Here is a 17,776-nt window from a genome sequence, read left to right as displayed (position 1 = left end):
CGACCATTCTGGGGCAGTGCCGCTGATCAGGCGAGGGGGCCCGGCCGGTAGAACGAGCGGTCGGGCGGTGCGGCGACCACGGGCTCCGCAGCGCCGGGCTGGGGGCGGATCGCCTCGAGCAGCAGGCCCGCCAGGTGCACCAGGCGGGCGATCTGGTCCTCGTCGCGGTCGATCCACCGGCACTGGGGGTCGCCGACGGGCACGAACCCGTCGTGCTGCTCCCACACGACGAGCGTGCGCTCGGCCCCGAGGACGTACTGCTGCCACCACACCTGGCGGAGGTAGCCCCGGGGGATGCCGCGCCAGGGCTTCGACGTCGTCTTGATCTCGCACAGCTCGAGCGCGCCGTCGGCACGGACCGCGAGCCCGTCCGGCGTCGCGAGGTGGCGGCGGTCGGAGGCGGCGTGGAACAGCAGCGTCGACGGGTCGATGCCGTGCTCGCGGCGCACCCACCTCGCGATCACCGGCTCGCGTTCGCGCCCGTGGTCGGTGTACCGGCTGCCGCCGAAGCCGCGGCTCCGGCCGCCGTACAGCTTCTCGCTCGCGGCGGCCCGGACCGACGACGCGGAGGCGAGCTTCGCGGCGTCCGTCGCCGTGACGCCGCGAGCGCGCGCCTTCAGCCACGCCACGCGGTCGCCGGAGTCGGCGACGATGCGCGTCTCGTGCGGCAGCGCCGGCTGCCGCAGGGCCGACGCCACCCGCGGTGCGACCGACTCGAGGTCGAACAGCGCGAAGGGGGTGTCGGTCACCCGACCACGGTACCCCGGGCCACCCGCGATCGCGGGGCGTCGCGGACGCGCGGCGCGACCCTCGTGAACATCGCCGACGCACCGTCCGGTCGCCGCGCCCACCCCTACGATCGATCCATGCCGTCCGGACCGAGCACCGCCCGTCATCGTCCGCGCCCCGCCTCCGGGTCGCCCCGATCCGCGCGTCCCGCGGACCGGCCCGAGCGCGACCTCTCCCGGCCGCTGCCCGCGGGGCTGAGCTGGGGCGTGCTCGCCGTGTTCGGGTCGGCGATCGCGGTCGGCGCGGTGACCGGGGCGGTGCCGTGGTGGCTCGCCGCGTGGTTCGGCATCGCGAGCGTCGTCGGGTTCGTCGCGTACGCGATCGACAAGGCGGCGGCCCGACGTGCGGCGCCGCGCGTCCCCGAGCGCACGCTTCACCTGGTGGACGTCGCGGGCGGATGGCCCGGTGCGCTCGTCGCGCAGCAGCTGTTCCGCCACAAGACCCGCAAGCGCAGCTTCCGGCGCGTCTTCTGGGCCACCGTCGCGGTGAACCTCCTCATCGCTGCCGCCCTCGTCGCACTGCCGTTCCTGCAGTCCGGCTGATGGCGGATGCCGCGGGGGAGGGGGTCCTGCGGCATCCGCCGGCCGTCCGGCTACACCCGCTCGGTCACCGTCCCGTGCGTGAGGTGCAGCCGCCGCTCGGCGCGCTTCGCGACCGCCGAGTCGTGCGTGACGATCACGAGCGTGAGCCCGCGGTCGCGGTGCAGCCCGGCGAGGAGGTCCATGATCTCGTCGCGGGTCTGCTCGTCGAGGTTGCCCGTGGGCTCGTCGGCCAGCAGCACGTCGGGCTCCTTCACGAGCGCCCGGGCGATCGCCACGCGCTGCTGCTGCCCGCCCGACAGCTCACTCGGCACGTGGTGGGCGCGTTCGCCGAGGCCGACCGATTCGAGGGCGGCGGTCGCCCGCCGCCGTCGCTCGTCGCCGGAGACGCCGAGGGGCTCGAGCGCGGTCTCCACGTTCTCCTGCGCGGTGAGCGTGGGGATGAGGTTGAAGCCCTGGAACACGAACCCGATCTCGGCGGCGCGGATGCGGCCGAGCTTCGCGTCGGGCATGCCCGACAGGTCGGACTCGCCGAGCGCGACCTGCCCGGAGCTCGGGCGATCGAGGGCGCCGAGCAGCTGGAGCAGCGTCGACTTGCCGCCGCCGGTCGGCCCCTGGATCGCGACGAGCTGGCCCGTCGGGATCTCGAGGCTGACGTCCGTCAGCGCGTGGATGGTGCGTTCCTTCTGGCGGTACGTCTTCGAGACGTTCTCGAGGGTGTACATGGTTCCTTCTTCCGGTCGTTCGGGGTGGATGGGCGCGGGCCCGGTCAGCCCACGCTGCGCAGCGCCTCGGCGGGCCGGAGGCGGCTGGCGCGCCATCCGCCGATCGCACCGGCGAGCAGGCCCCCGACCACGGCGAGCCCGACCGCGAGCGCGACCACGGTCCAGGTGACCGGGGCGCCCAGGGCGACCTCGGTGGTCTGCTGCAGGCCGGCGAGCGGGCCCCCGGCGCCGCCGACGCCGCCGGCCCGCCCGCCCGCGGCGGCGCCCTCGGCGGCCAGCGGGATCGAGGTGGCGGCGAGGCTCGGCGAGATCGCGTTCACGATGCCGATGCCGACGAAGCCCAGCGCGAGGCCTGCGACGCCGCCGATGAGGCCCTGCACGAGCGACTCGCCCGCGACCTGGCCGACGACCCGCGTGTTCGACCATCCGATCGCCTTCAGCGTGCCGAACTCGCGCGTCCGGCGCGTCACGCCCTGGATGGTGAAGAGGATGGCGATGAGGAACGCGGCGGCGAGCACCGCGACCGACAGCCACAGGCCGAGGCTCGAGATGAGCGAGCTCGCGCTGCCGAGGGAACCCGACACGCTCGCCGCGAGGTCCTCCTGCGAGCTCACGGTCTGGTCGGGCAGGGCCGCCTCGAGGTCGGCCTTCACCGCGGGGATGTCGGCGGCCGACGCCGCCTGCACCGAGATGTCGGTGACCTGGCCCTCGGCGCCGGAGAGCTCCTGCGCGACGTCGAGCGGGATGTAGGCGTCGGAGGCGGTGGAGGCGTCCGCCGAGGTCGAGCCGACCGTGCCGACCACCTCGAACTCGGAACCGCCGAGCTCGATCACGTCGCCCACGGCGATGCCCTCGGTCGTGGCGTAGGCGGCGTCGAGCACCGCGACCTGCGTGCCGGCGTCCGCGGCATCGAGGCCGCGACCGTCGGCGAGCTCCACGGCGCTGAGGGGTCCGATGGCGGTGGCGGCGGGGTCGATGCCCGTGACCGTCGTGCTCGAGACGTCGAACGCGCCGCCGCCGAAGCCGCCCGCGCCGCCGGCGGCGCCCGCGCCGCCCTCGCCGGGTGCGGCGGCCGTGCCGTCGCCGGCGGCCTGGTCGCCGGCGGGGCGCTCGGGCAGCTCGCCGTCGAAGCTGATGTCGGTGAGGCTGAGCGTCGCGGAGGCCGCGGCGACCCCGTCGATCGACTCGACCGTGTCGAGCTTCGCGGCGTCGAAGGTGGCGGATCCGCGCTCGGTGACGAGCCGCGAGGTGCTGAGGGCGGTGCCGTCGTCGGTGGACTCGCCGTCCTCCGAGCCGAACTCGAAGCGCACGCCCGGGCCCTCGCCGGAGCCGGGTTCGGGCGGGGCGGCCGCCTCCGACACGGTCAGGTCGGTGCCCACGCCGTAGACGGACTCGAGCACGGCGGCCTGCGCGTCGCGCACGCCCGCCGAGACGCTGTTCACGATCATGACGAGCGCGATCGCGAGCGCCATCCCGACCGCGACGATCGCGGTCTGCCGTCGGCGCCCGGCGAGCTCGCGCCGGAGGTAGGTGAAGAACATGGGGTCCCCATCGGGTCGTTCGCGGCCCACGGCGGTCGCGGGCTCGTCGAGGACGCTATGGACGCGGGCTGTGCCGCTCCGATGGCCGGCCTATGGATCGTCCATGAGGCGGATGCCGTCATTGCCGGGTCACAGCCCGCACTCGCGGGGGTCATAGGAACCCCACAGGTCGGCGCGCATACTCGGAGGCATGAGCATCGAGACCGGCACCGCGCATCGACCCCATGTGGCGAAGGCGGACGGCACCCCCGTGCGCGTGCTCGTCGTCGACGACGAGCACTCCCTCACCGACCTGCTGAAGATGGCGCTGCGCTACGAGGGCTGGGAGGTGCGCACCGCCGCCGACGGGCTGGGCGCCGTGCGGATCGCGCGCGAGTTCCGGCCCGACGCGATCGTGCTCGACATCATGCTCCCCGACATCGACGGACTCGAGGTGCTCCAGCGCGTGCGCGCCGACGGGACCGAGACGCCCGTGCTCTTCCTCACCGCGAAGGACTCGCTCGACGACCGCATCGCGGGCCTGACCGCCGGCGGCGACGACTACGTGACCAAGCCGTTCAGCCTCGAGGAGGTCGTGGCGCGGCTGCGCGGGCTCATCCGCCGCTCGACGCTCACGCTCGCGCAGGCGAAGGACCCGGTGCTGCGCGTCGGCGACCTCTCGCTCGACGAGGACTCGTACGAGGTCGCGCGCGCCGGCGCCCCCATCGAGCTCACCGCGACCGAGTTCGAGCTGCTCCGGTTCCTCATGCGCAACCCGCGGCGCGTGCTCTCGAAGGCGCAGATCCTCGACCGCGTCTGGAACTACGACTTCGGCGGGAAGGAGTCGGTCGTCGAGCTGTACATCTCGTACCTCCGCAAGAAGGTCGACGCGGGTCGCGACCCGATGATCCACACCGTGCGCGGTGCGGGCTACATGCTCAAGGCGGCCGGATGACGCATCCCGGCACCCCCGGCTACGCGGCGGCCGCCCGGCGTGCCGCCACGGAGCGCGCCCACCCGCCGGCGGACCCGACGGCCGACCAGCCGGAGCCCCCCGCCGCGACGGTGCCCGCTCGCCCGCATCGTCGGCCGGCGCCGCAGACGCTCCGGCGCCGACTGCTCGTCGTCATCGCCGCCCTCGTCGTGCTCGTCAGCGCGATCGTGGGACTCGTGAGCGTCGCAGCGCTGCACAACCAGCTCCTCGCCCGCCTCGACGCGCAGCTCGTCCAGGCGACGGACCGCGCCGCCCGCACCCTCGGCGACGAGCGCGACGAGCGCGAGGAGCCGGACGAGCGCGAGGACCGGGTGCCGCTCCCGCCGGAGGGCGCCGAGGCGCTGCTGCGCATCCCCGGGCAGCCCGTCGGGGCGATCGCCGCACTCGCGACGGACCGCGCGGTCGTGACGTTCGGCGCGATCGGCGAGGAGGGGGAGTTCATCGATCCGCCGCAGGCCGTGGCGCCGGTGCTCGCCTCCGTGCCGACCGATCGCACGCCGGTCACCATCGAGCTCGACGAGCTCGGCGAGTACCGGGCGATCGCCGCGCCCACCGACGGCGGGTACTCGTTCGTGGTCGCGTTCCCGCTCGCGGACGTGAACGCGACCACCGCGCAGCTCGCCATCACCGTCGCCGTCGTCGCGCTCGCCGGCCTCGCCGCGGCGCTGGCGCTCGGCGCGGTCATCGTCCGGCGCGCGCTCGTGCCCCTCGACCGCGTCACCGAGACCGCGACGCTCGTCTCCGAGCTCCCGCTCGCACGCGGCGACGTCGAACTGCCCGAGGAGGTGCCCGTCGACGACGAGCGCACCGAGGTGGGCCGGCTCGGCACGGCCTTCAATCGCATGCTCGGCCACGTGTCGTCCTCGCTGTCGGCCCGCGAGCGCTCGGAGCGCAAGGTGCGCCGGTTCGTCGCCGACGCGAGCCACGAGTTGCGGACCCCGCTCGCGTCCATCCGCGGCTACGCCGAGCTCACGCGGCTGCACGGCGGGGAGCTCCCGCCCGACGTGCTGCACGCGCTCGGGCGCATCGAGGCGGAGTCGCTGCGGATGACCGACCTCGTGGAGGACCTGCTGCTCCTGGCCCGACTGGACGAGGGCCGCGAGCTGCGGCACGACCCCGTCGACCTCACCCGGCTCGTGGTCGACGCGGTCGGCGACGCGCAGGTCGCGGCGCCCGGGCACGACTGGCGCGTCGAGGTGCCCGACGACGCGGTGACCGTCGAGGGCGACGCCAGTCGTCTCACCCAGGTCGTGGCGAACCTGCTCGCCAATGCGCGCACGCACACGCCCGACGGCACCGAGGTCGTGGTGCGCCTCGAGCGCGCCGACGGCGTGGGCGCGCAGCCGGGCCGCGTGCGGATCACGGTGGCCGACGACGGCCCCGGCATCGACGAGGGGCTGCGCACGACGCTGTTCGAGCGGTTCGCACGAGGCGACGCCTCGCGGTCCCGGCGGGCGGGCAGCACCGGGCTCGGGCTCGCGATCGTGAAGGCCGTGGTCGAGGCGCACCGCGGCACGGTCGACGTGCGCAGCGAGCCGGGGGCGACCGAGTTCGTCGTGGACCTGCCCGCGACCGCCTGACGGGTCGGCGTCAGGCCTCGGCGACCACGCGCAGCAGCTCGGCGAACCGGCGGAGGTCGTCGGCGGGGTGGTCCCGCAGCGCGGCACGCAGGCGCGACTGGTTCGCCTCGCGGACGGCGCGGATGCGCTCCTCGGCCTCGGCGGTCGCCGCGAGCAGCCGGAGCCGTCCGTCGCGTTCGTCGGGACGGCTCGTGACCAGGCCGATCTCCTCGAGCGCGCGCACTTGGCGGCTGACCACGCTCTTGTCCATGTCGAGGTGCTCGGCGAGCACGTGCGCGTTCGTCGGGCCGAGTCGCACGATCGCGCTGAGCAGCTTGTAGCCGGCCGGCTGCAGGTCGGGGTGGACCTGCTCGGCGGACTGCTTCCACACCGTGCGGATGCGGTTGAACATCACGCCGAACTGCTCTTCGACCAGCGCGATGGCCTCGTCGACGGCGGGATCGGCGGTCATGCCGTTCATGCTACTTGCGCGCCCCCGTCGCGGCGGCGTCGCGCTCGGCCGCCCGTGGCGCGTCGACGACGGCGATCGACGACGTGGCCGACGAGCCGACCTCGGCCTCGGCGAGGTCGATCGCGGCCCGCTCGGCCTCCTCCTCGAGCTGCTCGGCCGCGTTCCGGCGAGAGAGGGGCCGGTTCGGCAGCAACGCGATCGCGATCAGGCTCAGCACCGCGAGCGGGATCGCGATCAGGAACACGTCGGCGATGCCCTGGCCGTACGCGCCCTCGACGATCACGCGGATCGCGTCGGGCAGCTCGCCGACCTTCGGCACGCCGCCGCCGGCGAGGCCCTGGAGGGCGGCGACCTCCTCCGGCGAGGTCGGCGTGTACGAGGACAGCCCGTCGGTGACGCGCGTGGTGACCTGGGTGGCGAGCACGGAGCCCATGACCGTCACGCCGATGGTGCCCGCGATCGTGCGGAAGAAGTTCACGTTCGAGCTCGCGGCGCCGAGCTGGCTCGCCGGGGTGTCGTTCTGCACGACGAGCGTGAGGTTCTGCATGACCATGCCGAGCCCCGCGCCGAGGACGACCATGAACACCGAGACCCACAGGAAGTCGGTGTCGTAGCGCAGGGTCGACATGAGCGTGACGCCGACGACGATGAGCGCGGACCCGAGCAGCATCCAGCCCTTCCACCTGCCGAAGCGGCTGACGAGTGCGCCGATGCCGATCGACGCCCCCATCTGCCCGACGACCATCGGGATCGTCATGAGGCCCGACTCGGTCGGGGTCGCGCCGCGCGCGAGCTGGAAGTACTGCGCGAGGAAGACGCTCGTGGCGAACATCGCCACCCCGACGGCGATCGACGCGATCACGGCGAGCGTGAAGGTGCGGTTCGCGAAGAGGGTCATCGGCACGATCGGCTCCTCGACGAGGAACTCGGTGACGACGAACCCGACCAGCGCGACCGCGGCGACCCCGATCACCACGTAGCTGGTGACCGAGTCCCAGGCGAACTGGCTGCCGCCGAGCGAGACCCAGACGAGCAGCAGCGAGACGCCGACGGCGAGCAGCGCCGCACCGACGTAGTCGATGCGCACCCGTTCGCGGGTCGCCTTCGGCAGGTGGAGGGTGCGCTGGATCAGGATGAGCGCCGCGACGGCGAAGGGGATGCCGAGGAAGAAGTTGGCGCGCCATCCGAAGGCGTCGGTGACGACGCCGCCGAGCAGCGGCCCGCCGATGGTGGCGAGCGCCATGACGCCGCCGACGATGCCCATGTACCTGCCGCGCTCGCGCGGCGAGATGATCAGCGCGACCGCGACCATCACGAGCGACATGAGGCCGCCGGCGCCGACGCCCTGCACGACGCGGACGGCGATGAGCATGGTCGTGTCCTGGGCGAAGCCGGCGATCGCGGTGCCGACCACGAAGATGCCGAGCGCGAGCTGGAGGAGCACCTTGCGGTCGACGAGGTCGGCGAGCTTGCCCCAGATCGGGGTCGTGACGGCCGTCGCGAGCAGGCTCGCGGTGATGACCCACGTGTAGGCGGCCTGGTCGCCGCCGAGGTCGGCGATGATGCGGGGCATCGAGGTCGAGACGACCGTGCCGGAGAGCACGGCGACGAACATGCCCATGACGAGGCCCGACAGGGCCGTGAGCACCTCGCGGTGCGAGCGGGTCGCCGGCGGCGCGTCGGCGGTGGTGGGTGATGCGGTCATGGAGCCCCTGTCCAATAGTTGATGACGGTCAACCATACGAAGATCGTTGCATTATGTCAACTATCGACCACGGTCAACTATTCCCGCCCCCGAAGCGTTTCTCAGCAGGACGCGATTTGGCGGCGGATGCGCCATCCGGTACGCTGGTCCGAGCCGAAGACCGCTGGTCGTCGTGCGCGCAGGTCGAGAGACCGGTTCGTGCGACCGAAGCTCTGCGAATGCAGGGGCCCGCGCAGGTGTGACGAAGACTTTCCCGATGATCGGGTCCGAGCTCCGCGCGTCTGCGCCGGAGCTCTTTTTCATTCCCACACGTTTCCAGCGGCTCCGAGGCCGTGCATCGCCACCGCGGTGCACGTTGAAGACACAAGGAGTGGCCATGGCGAACAAGGAAGCCGCGGTTGCCGAGCTCACCGAGAAGTTCGAGAGCTCGACCGCCGTTCTGCTGACCGAATACCGCGGCCTCACTGTTGCCCAGCTCAAGGAGCTGCGCAAGTCCATCAGTGGGGACGCGAGCTACGCCGTGGTGAAGAACACGCTGACCAAGATCGCGGCGAACAACGCCGGGATCACCGCGTTCGACGACCAGCTCGCTGGCCCGTCGGCCGTGGCCTTCGTGCACGGCGACCCCGTCGCCGTCGCGAAGTCGCTGCGTGACTTCGCCAAGGCGAACCCCCTCCTCGTGGTCAAGGGCGGCTATTTCGATGGCAAGCCCCTGACCGCCGAAGAGGTAGGCAAGCTCGCCGACCTCGAGTCCCGCGAAGTGCTCCTGGCGAAGCTCGCCGGTGCCTTCAAGGCCTCGCTGTTCGGAGCCGCATATCTGTTCAACGCGCCGCTGTCGAAGGCCGTCCGCACGGTCGACGCGCTGCGTGAGAAGCAGGAGTCCGCTGCGTAGGCGCGAGCCTCTCAAGCGGTGAGTTACCAGAAATCTAAGGAGAAGAATCATGGCGAAGCTGTCCACTGAGGAGCTGCTCGAGCAGTTCAAGGGCCTGACCCTCATCGAGCTCTCGGAGTTCGTCAAGGCGTTCGAGGAGACCTTCGAGGTCACCGCGGCCGCCCCCGTCGCCGTTGCCGGCCCGGCCGCCGCCGGCGGTGGCGCCGCTGCCGAGGAGGTCGAGGAGAAGGACTCGTTCGACGTCGTCCTCGAGGCCGCCGGCGACAAGAAGATCCAGGTCATCAAGGTCGTCCGCGAGCTCACCTCGCTCGGCCTCGGCGAGGCGAAGGCCGTCGTCGACGGTGCTCCGAAGGCCGTCCTCGAGGGCGCCAACAAGGAGACCGCCGACAAGGCGAAGGAGGCCCTCGAGGCCGCCGGCGCCACCGTCACCCTCAAGTAAGCCTGCGCGCTCGCTCGAGCGCCGCAGCATGAGGTGACCTGCGTCACCCAGCACACGGATGCCCCGTGCCGATCCACTCGGCACGGGGCATCCGTCGTTCCCGCTCCGCTCAGTCGTGCTCGCTCCGCACCACGAGTGCGGCGAGTCCCGCGTACGTGTTCGGCCCGGGCGCCCCGTCGATCGGTCCCGTGTACCCGCCCCGCTGGGCGATGCGCTGCAGGCCCCGCCACGTGTTCGCCCCGGGGACGCCGTCGATCGGACCCGAGTACCCGGCGCCGGCGAGGATGGCCTGGACCCCGCGCCACGAGTTCGTGCCCATGACGCCGTCGTACGGCCCGAAGTACCCGCCGATGCGCGCCATGGTCTGCAGCGCGCGGTAGGTGTCGGTGTCCGGGACGCCGTCGACCGGCATCACGTAGCTGAACGGCCCGAGCAGTCGCTGCACGCCCTTCCACGATTCGACGCCCATGGCGCCGTCGATCGGGCCGGTGTAGCCGTCGAGCGCCGCGAAGCGCTGGAGCGCCTTCCAGGTGTTCGTGCCCGGTGCGCCGTCGATCGGGCCGGTGTAGCCGTAGCCGGTGACCAGCTGCTGCAGCGCCCGCCACGTGTTCGGACCGGGAATGCCGTCGTTGGGGCCGTCGTACCCGCCGCCGCGGGCGATCCCCTGCAGCGTGAGGCCGTCGGCGTGCGTGATCGCGCCGCCGCGGGCGGCCGTCGTCTCCGTGGTCATCGTGCCCTCCTTCATCGATGGGCGGCGTTCGGTTCCCGATGGAGATCACCGGCGACCGGGTCGCCCGCTGGCGAAGCTACGAGCGAGTGCGTCGCGACTCGACCGGGCTGTCCCTGATCGCACCTCCCGGGGCGCCCGGAGCTCCGGCCCCGGATCACTCGGCGAGGACCGGCCGCAGCGTCGGTGCCGTCGTGCTGCCGCGCACCCTCAGCCGCGTCTCGAGCGGACGGTCGAAGTCGGGCAGGCCGTCGGGCGTCAGCGGATCGTCGTCGCTGGTCGGCTCGCCGAGCAGTCTCAGCACGGCGTCTACGGCGAGCCGCCCCTGGGCGCCGGGCCACTGCTCGATGGTCGTGAGGCCGAACAGCTCCGAATGCTCGTGGCCGTCGAACCCGATGATCGAGAGCGTGCCGGGCACGGAGATGCCGAGCCGTTCGGCGGCGCGCATGACCCCGAACGCGATCTCGTCGGAGGCGGCGAAGACCGCGGTCGGGCGGGTTCCGGGGTGCCCGAGCAGCTGCAGCCCGGCGGCGTACCCGCCGGGCAGCGTCATCTCGGCCTCGACGATGCCGCCGTCGCCGCCGACCGGATCGAGCCCGGCCTCGCCCATCGCATCCAGGAAGCCGGTCCGGCGCATCGCCTGCACGCTCTGCGCCGCGGCACCCGCCCGCGCTCCCGCGAGGTGCGCGATGCGCGTGTGCCCCTGGTCGATGAGGTGCTCGGTCGCGAGTCGAGCGGCGCCGCGGTCGTCGATCGCGAGGCGGGGCGCACCAGGGGCGGTGCCGCCGAGCGCGATCACGGGCTTGCCGCGGCGTTCGACGAGCTCGACCTCGTCGCCGGTGAGGTCGACGCCGACCGCGATCACCGCGTCGACCCGGCGCCGGGCGAGGAAGTAGTCGAACACGCGATGCCGCTCGGGGCCGGCGAGCGCCAGGTTGTAGAGCGTGAGGTCGTAGCCGGCGGCCAGCAGCGTGCGCTCGATGCCCTCGAGCACCTCGCCGAAGAACCAGCGGTTGATGAACGGGATGACCACGCCGACGTTCTTGGTCCGGCCCGTGACGAGGCTCGCGGCGTTCGGCGAGGCGATGTAGCCGATCTCGGCGGCGGCCTCGACGACGCGCTGCCGCGTCGCCTCCGAGACGTACCCGCGGCCGGTGAGGGCGCGGGATGCGGTCGACTTCGAGACCCCGGCCAGCCGCGCGACATCCGAGATCGCCGTCATCGCACTCCCTCCGTCGGGCACCTGCGCCTCCGACTGTACTTCGAAACGAGTCTGATGTGGAACCGGTGCCAGTCGCGAGGGTCGTCACCCGATCGTGATGCGCGGAAACCTTGCCTCATCCCACCGGCGTCGCCTAGCGTGGGGATCTGGAACCGATTCCCGGTTCCAGCCTGCACCACACTCAACGAGGAGAAGACATGAGACTCACACGGCATCGCCGTTGGGCGGTCCCGGTGGTGGCCGTCGCTGCGGCTGGCCTCGCGCTCACCGGCTGCACCGGCGACATCGCCGCCGAGGATGCGGGCGACGTCGACTGCGGACCGTACGAGGAGTACGGCACGTTCGACGGCGCCAGCGTCACGATCGGCGGCACCATCCTCGATATCGAAGCCGACCGGCTGGTCGAGTCGTGGTCCGACTTCGCCAGCTGCACCGGCATCGAGATCGACTACCAGGGCTCGAGCGAGTTCGAGGCCCAGATCGCGGTGCTGGCCGAGGGCGGCAATGCGCCCGACATCGGCTTCGTGCCCCAGCCTGGCCTCGTCCAGCGGCTGGCCGACGGCGGCTGGCTGATCCCGGGCTCGGAGTCGGTCGAGGCGAACGTCGACGAGTGGTGGTCCGAGGACTGGAAGGGCTACGGCACCGTCGACGACACGTTCTACGGCGCCCCGCTCATGGCCAGCATCAAGGGCTACGTCTGGTACTCGCCGGCCGAGTTCGAGGAGAAGGGCTACGAGATCCCGACCACGCTCGACGAGCTGACCGACCTGTCGCAGCAGATCGCCGACGAGGGCGAGCACAAGCCCTGGTGCGTGGGCCTGGAGTCCGGTGAGGCCACCGGCTGGCCCGGCACCGACTGGGTCGAGGACTACATGCTCCGCCTGCACGGCGCCGACGTGTACGACCAGTGGGTGACCCACGAGATCCCGTTCAACGACCCGCAGGTGGCCGAGGCCTTCGACGCGGTCGGCGAGTACCTGAAGAACGAGGACATGGTCAACGGCGGCATCGGAGACGTGTCGACCCAGATCACCGAGGCGTTCCAGACCGCCGGCCTGCCGATCCTCGACGGGGAGTGCTCGCTGCACCACCAGGCGTCGTTCTACGAGACGTTCTGGAACCCCGAGGGCGGCGAGGAGAACACCGTGGCCTCCGACGGCACCGTGTTCGCCTTCCTGCTCCCGCCCGAGACCGCCGGCGACCCGCTGTCGGTGACCGGCGGCGGCGAGATCGTGGTCGCGTTCACCGACGCCGAGGAGGTCGAGGCGGTTCGCACCTTCCTCTCCAGCGACACGTGGGCCAACAACCGCGTGAGCCTGGGCGGCGTCATCAGCGCGAACAAGGGCGTCGACCCCGAGAACGCGTCGAGCGAGCTGCTCGTGCAGTCGATCGAGATCCTGCAGGATCCCGAGACCACGTTCCGGTTCGACGGTTCCGACCTGATGCCCGGTGCCGTCGGCGCCGACTCCTTCTGGAAGGGCATCGTGGCCTGGGTCAGCGGCGACAGCACCGAGCAGGTGCTCGACACCATCGAGGCGAGCTGGCCCAACTGATCGCCCGCGCGTCGTGAGCGCCGGTGACGGCGAGCGCGACATCATCGAGGGGCGGGGCTGGTACCCCGCCCCTCGGCACCCCCAGATTCAACGACGAAACCGGGAGGCAAGATGACCACTGGTGACCTGCTCGGCAAGATCCTCCAGGTGGTGATGGGGTTGGCGATCTTCGCCGCCATCATCGGCCTGCTGATCTTCTTCATCGATCGCGCACCCAAACGGGGACGCGACTACTGGCAGCTCGCGGGGTTCCTCGCCCCGGCGCTGATCTTCCTCGCGATCGGCCTCGTCTACCCGGCGATCCGCACGAGCATCCTCGCCTTCCAGGACCGCGACGGCGCGTTCACCTGGGACAACTTCATCTGGATGTTCACCCAGCCGACCGCGATCCGGACCCTGATCAACACGGTGATCTGGGTGCTCATCGTGCCGACGGTCTCCACGATCATCGGGCTCGCCTACGCGATCTTCATCGACCGGTCCCGCGGCGAGCGGTACTACAAGGTCATCCTGTTCATGCCCATCGCGATCTCGTTCGTGGGCGCCGGCATCATCTGGCGGTTCGTGTACGAGTACCGCTCACCGGGACGTGAGCAGATCGGCTTGCTCAACGCGGTCGTCGAGCTCTTCGGCGGCCAACCCGTGCAGTGGCTCCAGACCGACCCGATCAACACCTTCCTGCTGATCGTGGTCATGATCTGGATCCAGACCGGTTTCGCGATGGTGCTGTTGAGCGCGGCCATCAAGGGCGTGCCGACCGAGCAGATCGAGGCGGCGCAGCTCGACGGCACGAACGCGTGGCAGCGCTTCGTGAACGTCACGGTGCCCGGCATCCGCGGCGCACTCGTCGTGGTGCTGACGACGATCTCGATCGCGACGCTGAAGGTCTTCGACATCGTCCGGACGATGACCGCCGGAAACTTCAACACGAGCGTCGTGGCGAACGAGATGTACACCCAGGCGTTCCGTGCGAGCGAGATCGGGCGCGGATCCGCGCTGGCGCTGATCCTGTTCCTGCTGGTGATGCCGATCGTCATCTACAACGTCAACGTGCTTCGCAAGCAGAGGGAGATCCGATGAGCAGCGTCGCCCCCGCAGACCTCCCCGTCGGCAAGGACGAAGGGTCGCTCGAAGCGGCCGAGGAGGCGGAGTACGCCCAGCCGAAGACCGCTCGGGTCAAGAAGCGGCTGACCTCGCGCACCGCGACGATCGCCTCGCTGATCATCGCGGTGCTCTGGACGATCCCCACCTTCGGCCTGTTCATCTCGTCGTTCCGGCCGGCGGAGCTGATCCGCACGACCGGATGGTGGACGATCTTCCAGAACCCGGGGTTCACGTTCGACAACTACGCCGAGGTGCTGCTCTCGCCGTCGGCGTCGTCGCCGCAGCTGGGCGCGTACATCGTCAACTCGATCGCGATCGCGCTGCTCGGCACCCTGATCCCGCTCGTGATCGCGACCATGGCCGCGTACGCGTTCGCGTGGATCAAGTTCCCGGGTTCGAACGCCCTGTTCATCTTCGTGTTCGCCCTGCAGATCGTGCCGCTGCAGATGGCCCTGGTGCCGCTGCTGCAGATCTTCTCGAACTGGCTGCGCCCGGCGCAGATCTGGCTGCACGACCTGATCCCGATCATCCCGGAGCAGAACTACGCACCGGTGTGGATCGCGCACGCCATGTTCGCGATGCCGCTGGCGATCTTCCTGCTCCACAACTTCATCTCGGAGATCCCGAACGACGTGATCGAGGCGGCGCGCGTCGACGGCGCCACGCACGGGCAGACGTTCTTCCGGATCGTGCTGCCGCTCGCGACGCCGGCCATCGCCTCCTTCGCGATCTTCCAGTTCATCTGGGTGTGGAACGACCTGCTCGTCGCCCTGATCTTCTCGGGCGGCACACAGGATGTCGCGCCACTCACCCAGCGATTGGCGGAGCTGACCGGTACACGCGGCCAGGCGTGGGAGCTGCTGACCGCGGGTGCGTTCATCTCGATCGTCATTCCGCTCATCGTGTTCTTCAGCCTGCAGCGCTACTTCGTGCGCGGCCTGCTGGCGGGCTCGACGAAGGGCTGACCCGGGGGTGGGTCACGCCGCGATCGCGGCGGCTCGAGGGGCGGATGCGACGCGCATCCGCCCCTCGATGCGTCCGCGGCCGCCCTTGACGCGAACCGGAGGGTTCCATATCGTGCGGACCGTACGGTCCGTCAAGGGGGAAGGGGAACCGCACGATGAAGAGGATGATGCTCGCCGGCGCCGCCGCGGTGGCGCTCGCGATCGGGATGGCGTCGCCGGCAGCGGCCGCGCCGCAGGAGTGCAACTGGGGCGAGGCGACCAGGAACTTCGTCGCCGCCGAGGGCGGGCAGACGCAGGGCATGCACGCCGCCGACCCGTCGGGTGACGGGCGCGGGTACGAGTCGAGGGTCGGCCTGCCGAACCTCGACCCGAACGCCAGCGGCCAGGGCAAGCTCGTCGCGACCTGCCTGATCGTCACCGGAGGATAGGCCGAGTCGACCGACGGATGCGGCGGGGGCGCGGCCCTCGCCGCATCCGCGTGTCCGGGCGGTTCGTCGTCCCGCCCCGGCCCGGTCGTCCGCCGGACGCCGTCACCGCCTCGGCCGGTCACGCCCTCGGCGAACGTCGCCCGCGAGGACGCCCCGGGCGGCCGCGGTCCGTTCCGGCGCGCCTAGGCTCGAACGCATGAGCATGCACGGGAGCGCGCCGGGCGGCCCCGCCGGGCGGGCGGGCGGCGGCCGGCCACGCGGGCGCATCAGCGCGGCCGACGAGAGCGCCCAGCGCGCCGAGAACGCGGAGGCGCCGAAGATCCCGCACCTGATGCGGCGCATCGCGGAGCTCTTCCGGCCGCACCGCCCGCAGCTCGCGCTCACCGTCGCCCTGGTGCTGCTCGGCGCCGCGTTGAGCGTGATCCCGCCGCTGCTGACCGAGCGGGCGTTCGACGACGGGCTCTTCCCGGTCGGCCCCGACGGGCAGGTCGCCGGCCCGAACCTCCCCGTGCTCACGACCATCGTCGTGGCGATGCTCACGGTGTTCATCGTCTCGTCGCTGCTCGGCGTCTGGCAGACCTGGCTGACCGCGAACGTCGGCAACAAGGTCATGGGCGCGCTGCGCGTGCGCATGTTCACCCACCTGCAGCGGATGGAGCTCAGCTTCTTCACGCGCACGAAGACGGGCGTCATCCAGTCCCGCCTGCAGAACGACGTCGGCGGCGTCGCCTCCGTGCTCACCAACACGGTCTCGAGCGTGCTCGGCAACACGGTCACGGTGCTCGCGGCGTTCGTGGCGATGCTTCTGCTGAACTGGCAGCTCACCCTCATCGCGCTCGTGCTGCTGCCCGTGATGGTGGTCGCGCAGCGGCGGGTCGGCCAGGTCCGCGCCCGCATCGCGGCGAAGACGCAGGAGTCGCTCTCGGAGATGACCGCGATCACGCAGGAGACGCTGTCGGTCTCCGGCATCCTGCTCTCGAAGAGCTTCACGCGGCAGCGCAGCGAGATCGAGCGCTACGGCCAGGAGAACGACAACCAGGTGCGGCTGCAGGTGCGCCAGCAGATGACCGGCCAGTGGTTCTTCGCGATGGTCGGCATCTTCATGTCGGCGATCCCGGCGATCGTGTACCTGGTCTCCGGATGGCTCATCGCCGGCGGCACGACCGACATCACCGCCGGCACGATCGTGGCGTTCACGACCGTGCAGGCGCGGCTGCTGTTCCCGCTCATGGCGCTGATGCGCGTGGCGCTCGACCTGCAGACCTCGGGCGCGCTGTTCGCCCGCATCTTCGAGTACCTCGACCTGCGCCCCGCCATCACCGACGCGCCGGACGCCCGGCCGGTGCCGGACGGGACCGATGCCGAGGGCCGCGCGCGCCTCGGCCGCGTGGAGTTCGAGCACGTCTCCTTCCGCTACCCGGACGCCGGCGACGACGGCCCGCCCACGCTCGACGACGTGTCGTTCACCATCGAGCCGGGCCAGTACGCGGCGTTCGTCGGGCCGAGCGGCGCGGGCAAGACGACCGTGTCGTACCTCGTGCCGCGCCTCTACGAGGCCACGGATGGCGCGGTCCGGTTCGCAGGCACCGACGTGCGCGAGCTCGAGCACGAGTCCCTCGTGTCGAACATCGGGATCGTGAGCCAGGAGACCTACCTGTTCCACGCCTCGATCGCCGACAACCTCCGGTACGCCAAGCCGGACGCCACCGACGACGAGCTCGAGGCGGCCGCGCGCGCGGCGAACATCCACGACACGATCGCGTCGTTCCCCGACGGGTACGACACCGTGGTCGGCGAGCGCGGGTACCGCCTGTCGGGCGGCGAGAAGCAGCGGATCGCGATCGCGCGGGTGCTGCTGAAGGACCCGCCGGTGCTCGTGCTCGACGAGGCGACGAGCGCGCTCGACACCATCAGCGAGCGCGTCGTGCAGTCCGCGCTCGACGACGCCTCCCGCGGGCGCACGACCATCGCGATCGCGCACCGCCTCTCGACGGTCGTCGCCGCCGACGTCATCTTCGTGATCGTCGCCGGCCGCATCGCCGAGCGCGGCACGCACGCCGAGCTCATCGCGCAGGGCGGCGTCTACGCGTCGCTCTCCCGCCAGCAGGCGGAGCGACCCGAGGTGCCGATCGGGTAGGGCCCG

General features: G+C 71.6%; 17 protein-coding genes. 10 read left to right on the top strand and 7 right to left on the bottom strand.

Going from position 1 to position 17,776, the window contains the following annotated elements:
• Window positions 1–26: 26 nt before the first annotated feature.
• The gene (locus ABME01_RS14540) at window positions 27–698 is read right to left on the bottom strand and encodes a YqaJ viral recombinase family protein (protein ID WP_353829164.1); all 672 of its coding nucleotides are present in this window, start codon (window positions 696–698) and stop codon (window positions 27–29) included.
• Window positions 699–866: 168 nt separating this feature from the next.
• Here ABME01_RS14540 and ABME01_RS14535 point away from each other — a divergent pair, with 168 nt between their 5' ends.
• Window positions 867–1,331 carry a DUF1294 domain-containing protein gene (locus tag ABME01_RS14535; protein WP_353829140.1) on the top strand — a complete coding sequence of 155 codons (465 nt, stop codon included), beginning with the start codon at window positions 867–869 and terminating at the stop codon, window positions 1,329–1,331.
• Window positions 1,332–1,381: 50 nt separating this feature from the next.
• On the opposite strand, the gene ABME01_RS14530 is transcribed toward ABME01_RS14535, so the two are convergent.
• A complete protein-coding gene (locus ABME01_RS14530; RefSeq protein WP_353829139.1) occupies window positions 1,382–2,053 on the bottom strand; it encodes an ABC transporter ATP-binding protein in 672 nt (223 codons plus the stop codon).
• A 44-nt stretch (window positions 2,054–2,097) separates the two neighbouring features.
• Complete coding sequence (locus ABME01_RS14525; RefSeq protein ID WP_353829138.1) at window positions 2,098–3,594, bottom strand: ABC transporter permease; 1,497 nt, start codon at window positions 3,592–3,594, stop codon at window positions 2,098–2,100.
• Between the two features lie 190 nt (window positions 3,595–3,784).
• Here ABME01_RS14525 and ABME01_RS14520 point away from each other — a divergent pair, with 190 nt between their 5' ends.
• Together ABME01_RS14520 and ABME01_RS14515 are read left to right on the top strand one after the other, a co-directional pair.
• A complete protein-coding gene (locus ABME01_RS14520; protein WP_353829137.1) occupies window positions 3,785–4,528 on the top strand; it encodes a response regulator transcription factor in 744 nt (247 codons plus the stop codon).
• On the top strand, window positions 4,525–6,147 hold the full coding sequence (locus ABME01_RS14515) for a sensor histidine kinase (RefSeq protein WP_353829136.1): 1,623 nt from the start codon (window positions 4,525–4,527) through the stop codon (window positions 6,145–6,147). Before ABME01_RS14520 ends, ABME01_RS14515 begins: the two co-directional genes overlap by 4 nt.
• Before the next feature lie 10 nt (window positions 6,148–6,157).
• Here the strand turns inward: ABME01_RS14515 and ABME01_RS14510 are convergent, their stop codons facing one another.
• Together ABME01_RS14510 and ABME01_RS14505 are read right to left on the bottom strand one after the other, a co-directional pair.
• Window positions 6,158–6,598, bottom strand: a complete 441-nt coding sequence (locus ABME01_RS14510; protein WP_353829135.1) for a MarR family winged helix-turn-helix transcriptional regulator — start codon at window positions 6,596–6,598, stop codon at window positions 6,158–6,160.
• A 10-nt stretch (window positions 6,599–6,608) separates the two neighbouring features.
• Window positions 6,609–8,303: an MFS transporter gene (locus ABME01_RS14505; protein ID WP_353829134.1), complete on the bottom strand. Its 1,695-nt coding sequence runs from the start codon at window positions 8,301–8,303 to the stop codon at window positions 6,609–6,611.
• Window positions 8,304–8,679: 376 nt separating this feature from the next.
• Here ABME01_RS14505 and rplJ point away from each other — a divergent pair, with 376 nt between their 5' ends.
• Window positions 8,680–9,195 (top strand): 50S ribosomal protein L10, encoded by a 516-nt coding sequence (rplJ, locus tag ABME01_RS14500; protein WP_344374136.1) that lies wholly within the window; start codon window positions 8,680–8,682, stop codon window positions 9,193–9,195.
• Window positions 9,196–9,244: 49 nt separating this feature from the next.
• Window positions 9,245–9,634 (top strand): 50S ribosomal protein L7/L12, encoded by a 390-nt coding sequence (gene rplL, locus ABME01_RS14495; protein WP_344374139.1) that lies wholly within the window; start codon window positions 9,245–9,247, stop codon window positions 9,632–9,634.
• Window positions 9,635–9,743: 109 nt separating this feature from the next.
• Here the strand turns inward: rplL and ABME01_RS14490 are convergent, their stop codons facing one another.
• Both ABME01_RS14490 and ABME01_RS14485 read right to left on the bottom strand, forming a co-directional pair.
• A complete protein-coding gene (locus tag ABME01_RS14490; RefSeq protein WP_353829133.1) occupies window positions 9,744–10,364 on the bottom strand; it encodes a peptidoglycan-binding domain-containing protein in 621 nt (206 codons plus the stop codon).
• Between the two features lie 154 nt (window positions 10,365–10,518).
• Window positions 10,519–11,583 (bottom strand): LacI family DNA-binding transcriptional regulator, encoded by a 1,065-nt coding sequence (locus ABME01_RS14485; RefSeq protein WP_353829132.1) that lies wholly within the window; start codon window positions 11,581–11,583, stop codon window positions 10,519–10,521.
• Window positions 11,584–11,780: 197 nt separating this feature from the next.
• Here ABME01_RS14485 and ABME01_RS14480 point away from each other — a divergent pair, with 197 nt between their 5' ends.
• The 5 genes from ABME01_RS14480 to ABME01_RS14460 all read left to right on the top strand — a co-directional run bounded on the left by ABME01_RS14480 (window position 11,781) and on the right by ABME01_RS14460 (window position 17,770).
• Entirely contained in the window at window positions 11,781–13,136 is a 1,356-nt protein-coding gene (locus tag ABME01_RS14480) for an ABC transporter substrate-binding protein (protein ID WP_353829131.1), read from the top strand.
• A gap of 111 nt (window positions 13,137–13,247) precedes the next feature.
• Window positions 13,248–14,216 (top strand): carbohydrate ABC transporter permease, encoded by a 969-nt coding sequence (locus ABME01_RS14475; RefSeq protein WP_353829130.1) that lies wholly within the window; start codon window positions 13,248–13,250, stop codon window positions 14,214–14,216.
• Window positions 14,213–15,205, top strand: a complete 993-nt coding sequence (locus ABME01_RS14470; protein ID WP_353829129.1) for a carbohydrate ABC transporter permease — start codon at window positions 14,213–14,215, stop codon at window positions 15,203–15,205. Before ABME01_RS14475 ends, ABME01_RS14470 begins: the two co-directional genes overlap by 4 nt.
• 155 nt (window positions 15,206–15,360) lie before the next feature.
• Entirely contained in the window at window positions 15,361–15,633 is a 273-nt protein-coding gene (locus ABME01_RS14465) for a hypothetical protein (RefSeq protein ID WP_353829128.1), read from the top strand.
• A 202-nt stretch (window positions 15,634–15,835) separates the two neighbouring features.
• Window positions 15,836–17,770: an ABC transporter ATP-binding protein gene (locus ABME01_RS14460; RefSeq protein WP_353829163.1), complete on the top strand. Its 1,935-nt coding sequence runs from the start codon at window positions 15,836–15,838 to the stop codon at window positions 17,768–17,770.
• The last annotated feature ends 6 nt before the right edge of the window (window positions 17,771–17,776 follow it).

Origin of the sequence: Agromyces litoreus, from assembly GCF_040496015.1 — a bacterium.
Lineage (GTDB): Bacteria > Actinomycetota > Actinomycetes > Actinomycetales > Microbacteriaceae > Agromyces > Agromyces litoreus.
Note: the sequence above shows the minus strand (reverse complement) of the source record. Positions and strands in the feature narration are given on the sequence as shown.

Coding starts and splice junctions, on each gene's coding strand:
- ABME01_RS14535 (WP_353829140.1), top strand. CDS start 867: ATGCCGTCCGGACCGAGCACCGCCCGTCATCGTCCGCGCCCCGCCTCC.
- ABME01_RS14530 (WP_353829139.1), bottom strand. CDS start 2,053: ATGTACACCCTCGAGAACGTCTCGAAGACGTACCGCCAGAAGGAACGC.
- ABME01_RS14525 (WP_353829138.1), bottom strand. CDS start 3,594: ATGTTCTTCACCTACCTCCGGCGCGAGCTCGCCGGGCGCCGACGGCAG.
- ABME01_RS14520 (WP_353829137.1), top strand. CDS start 3,785: ATGAGCATCGAGACCGGCACCGCGCATCGACCCCATGTGGCGAAGGCG.
- ABME01_RS14515 (WP_353829136.1), top strand. CDS start 4,525: ATGACGCATCCCGGCACCCCCGGCTACGCGGCGGCCGCCCGGCGTGCC.
- ABME01_RS14510 (WP_353829135.1), bottom strand. CDS start 6,598: ATGACCGCCGATCCCGCCGTCGACGAGGCCATCGCGCTGGTCGAAGAG.
- ABME01_RS14505 (WP_353829134.1), bottom strand. CDS start 8,303: ATGACCGCATCACCCACCACCGCCGACGCGCCGCCGGCGACCCGCTCG.
- rplJ (WP_344374136.1), top strand. CDS start 8,680: ATGGCGAACAAGGAAGCCGCGGTTGCCGAGCTCACCGAGAAGTTCGAG.
- rplL (WP_344374139.1), top strand. CDS start 9,245: ATGGCGAAGCTGTCCACTGAGGAGCTGCTCGAGCAGTTCAAGGGCCTG.
- ABME01_RS14490 (WP_353829133.1), bottom strand. CDS start 10,364: ATGACCACGGAGACGACGGCCGCCCGCGGCGGCGCGATCACGCACGCC.
- ABME01_RS14485 (WP_353829132.1), bottom strand. CDS start 11,583: ATGACGGCGATCTCGGATGTCGCGCGGCTGGCCGGGGTCTCGAAGTCG.
- ABME01_RS14480 (WP_353829131.1), top strand. CDS start 11,781: ATGAGACTCACACGGCATCGCCGTTGGGCGGTCCCGGTGGTGGCCGTC.
- ABME01_RS14475 (WP_353829130.1), top strand. CDS start 13,248: ATGACCACTGGTGACCTGCTCGGCAAGATCCTCCAGGTGGTGATGGGG.
- ABME01_RS14470 (WP_353829129.1), top strand. CDS start 14,213: ATGAGCAGCGTCGCCCCCGCAGACCTCCCCGTCGGCAAGGACGAAGGG.
- ABME01_RS14465 (WP_353829128.1), top strand. CDS start 15,361: ATGAAGAGGATGATGCTCGCCGGCGCCGCCGCGGTGGCGCTCGCGATC.
- ABME01_RS14460 (WP_353829163.1), top strand. CDS start 15,836: ATGCACGGGAGCGCGCCGGGCGGCCCCGCCGGGCGGGCGGGCGGCGGC.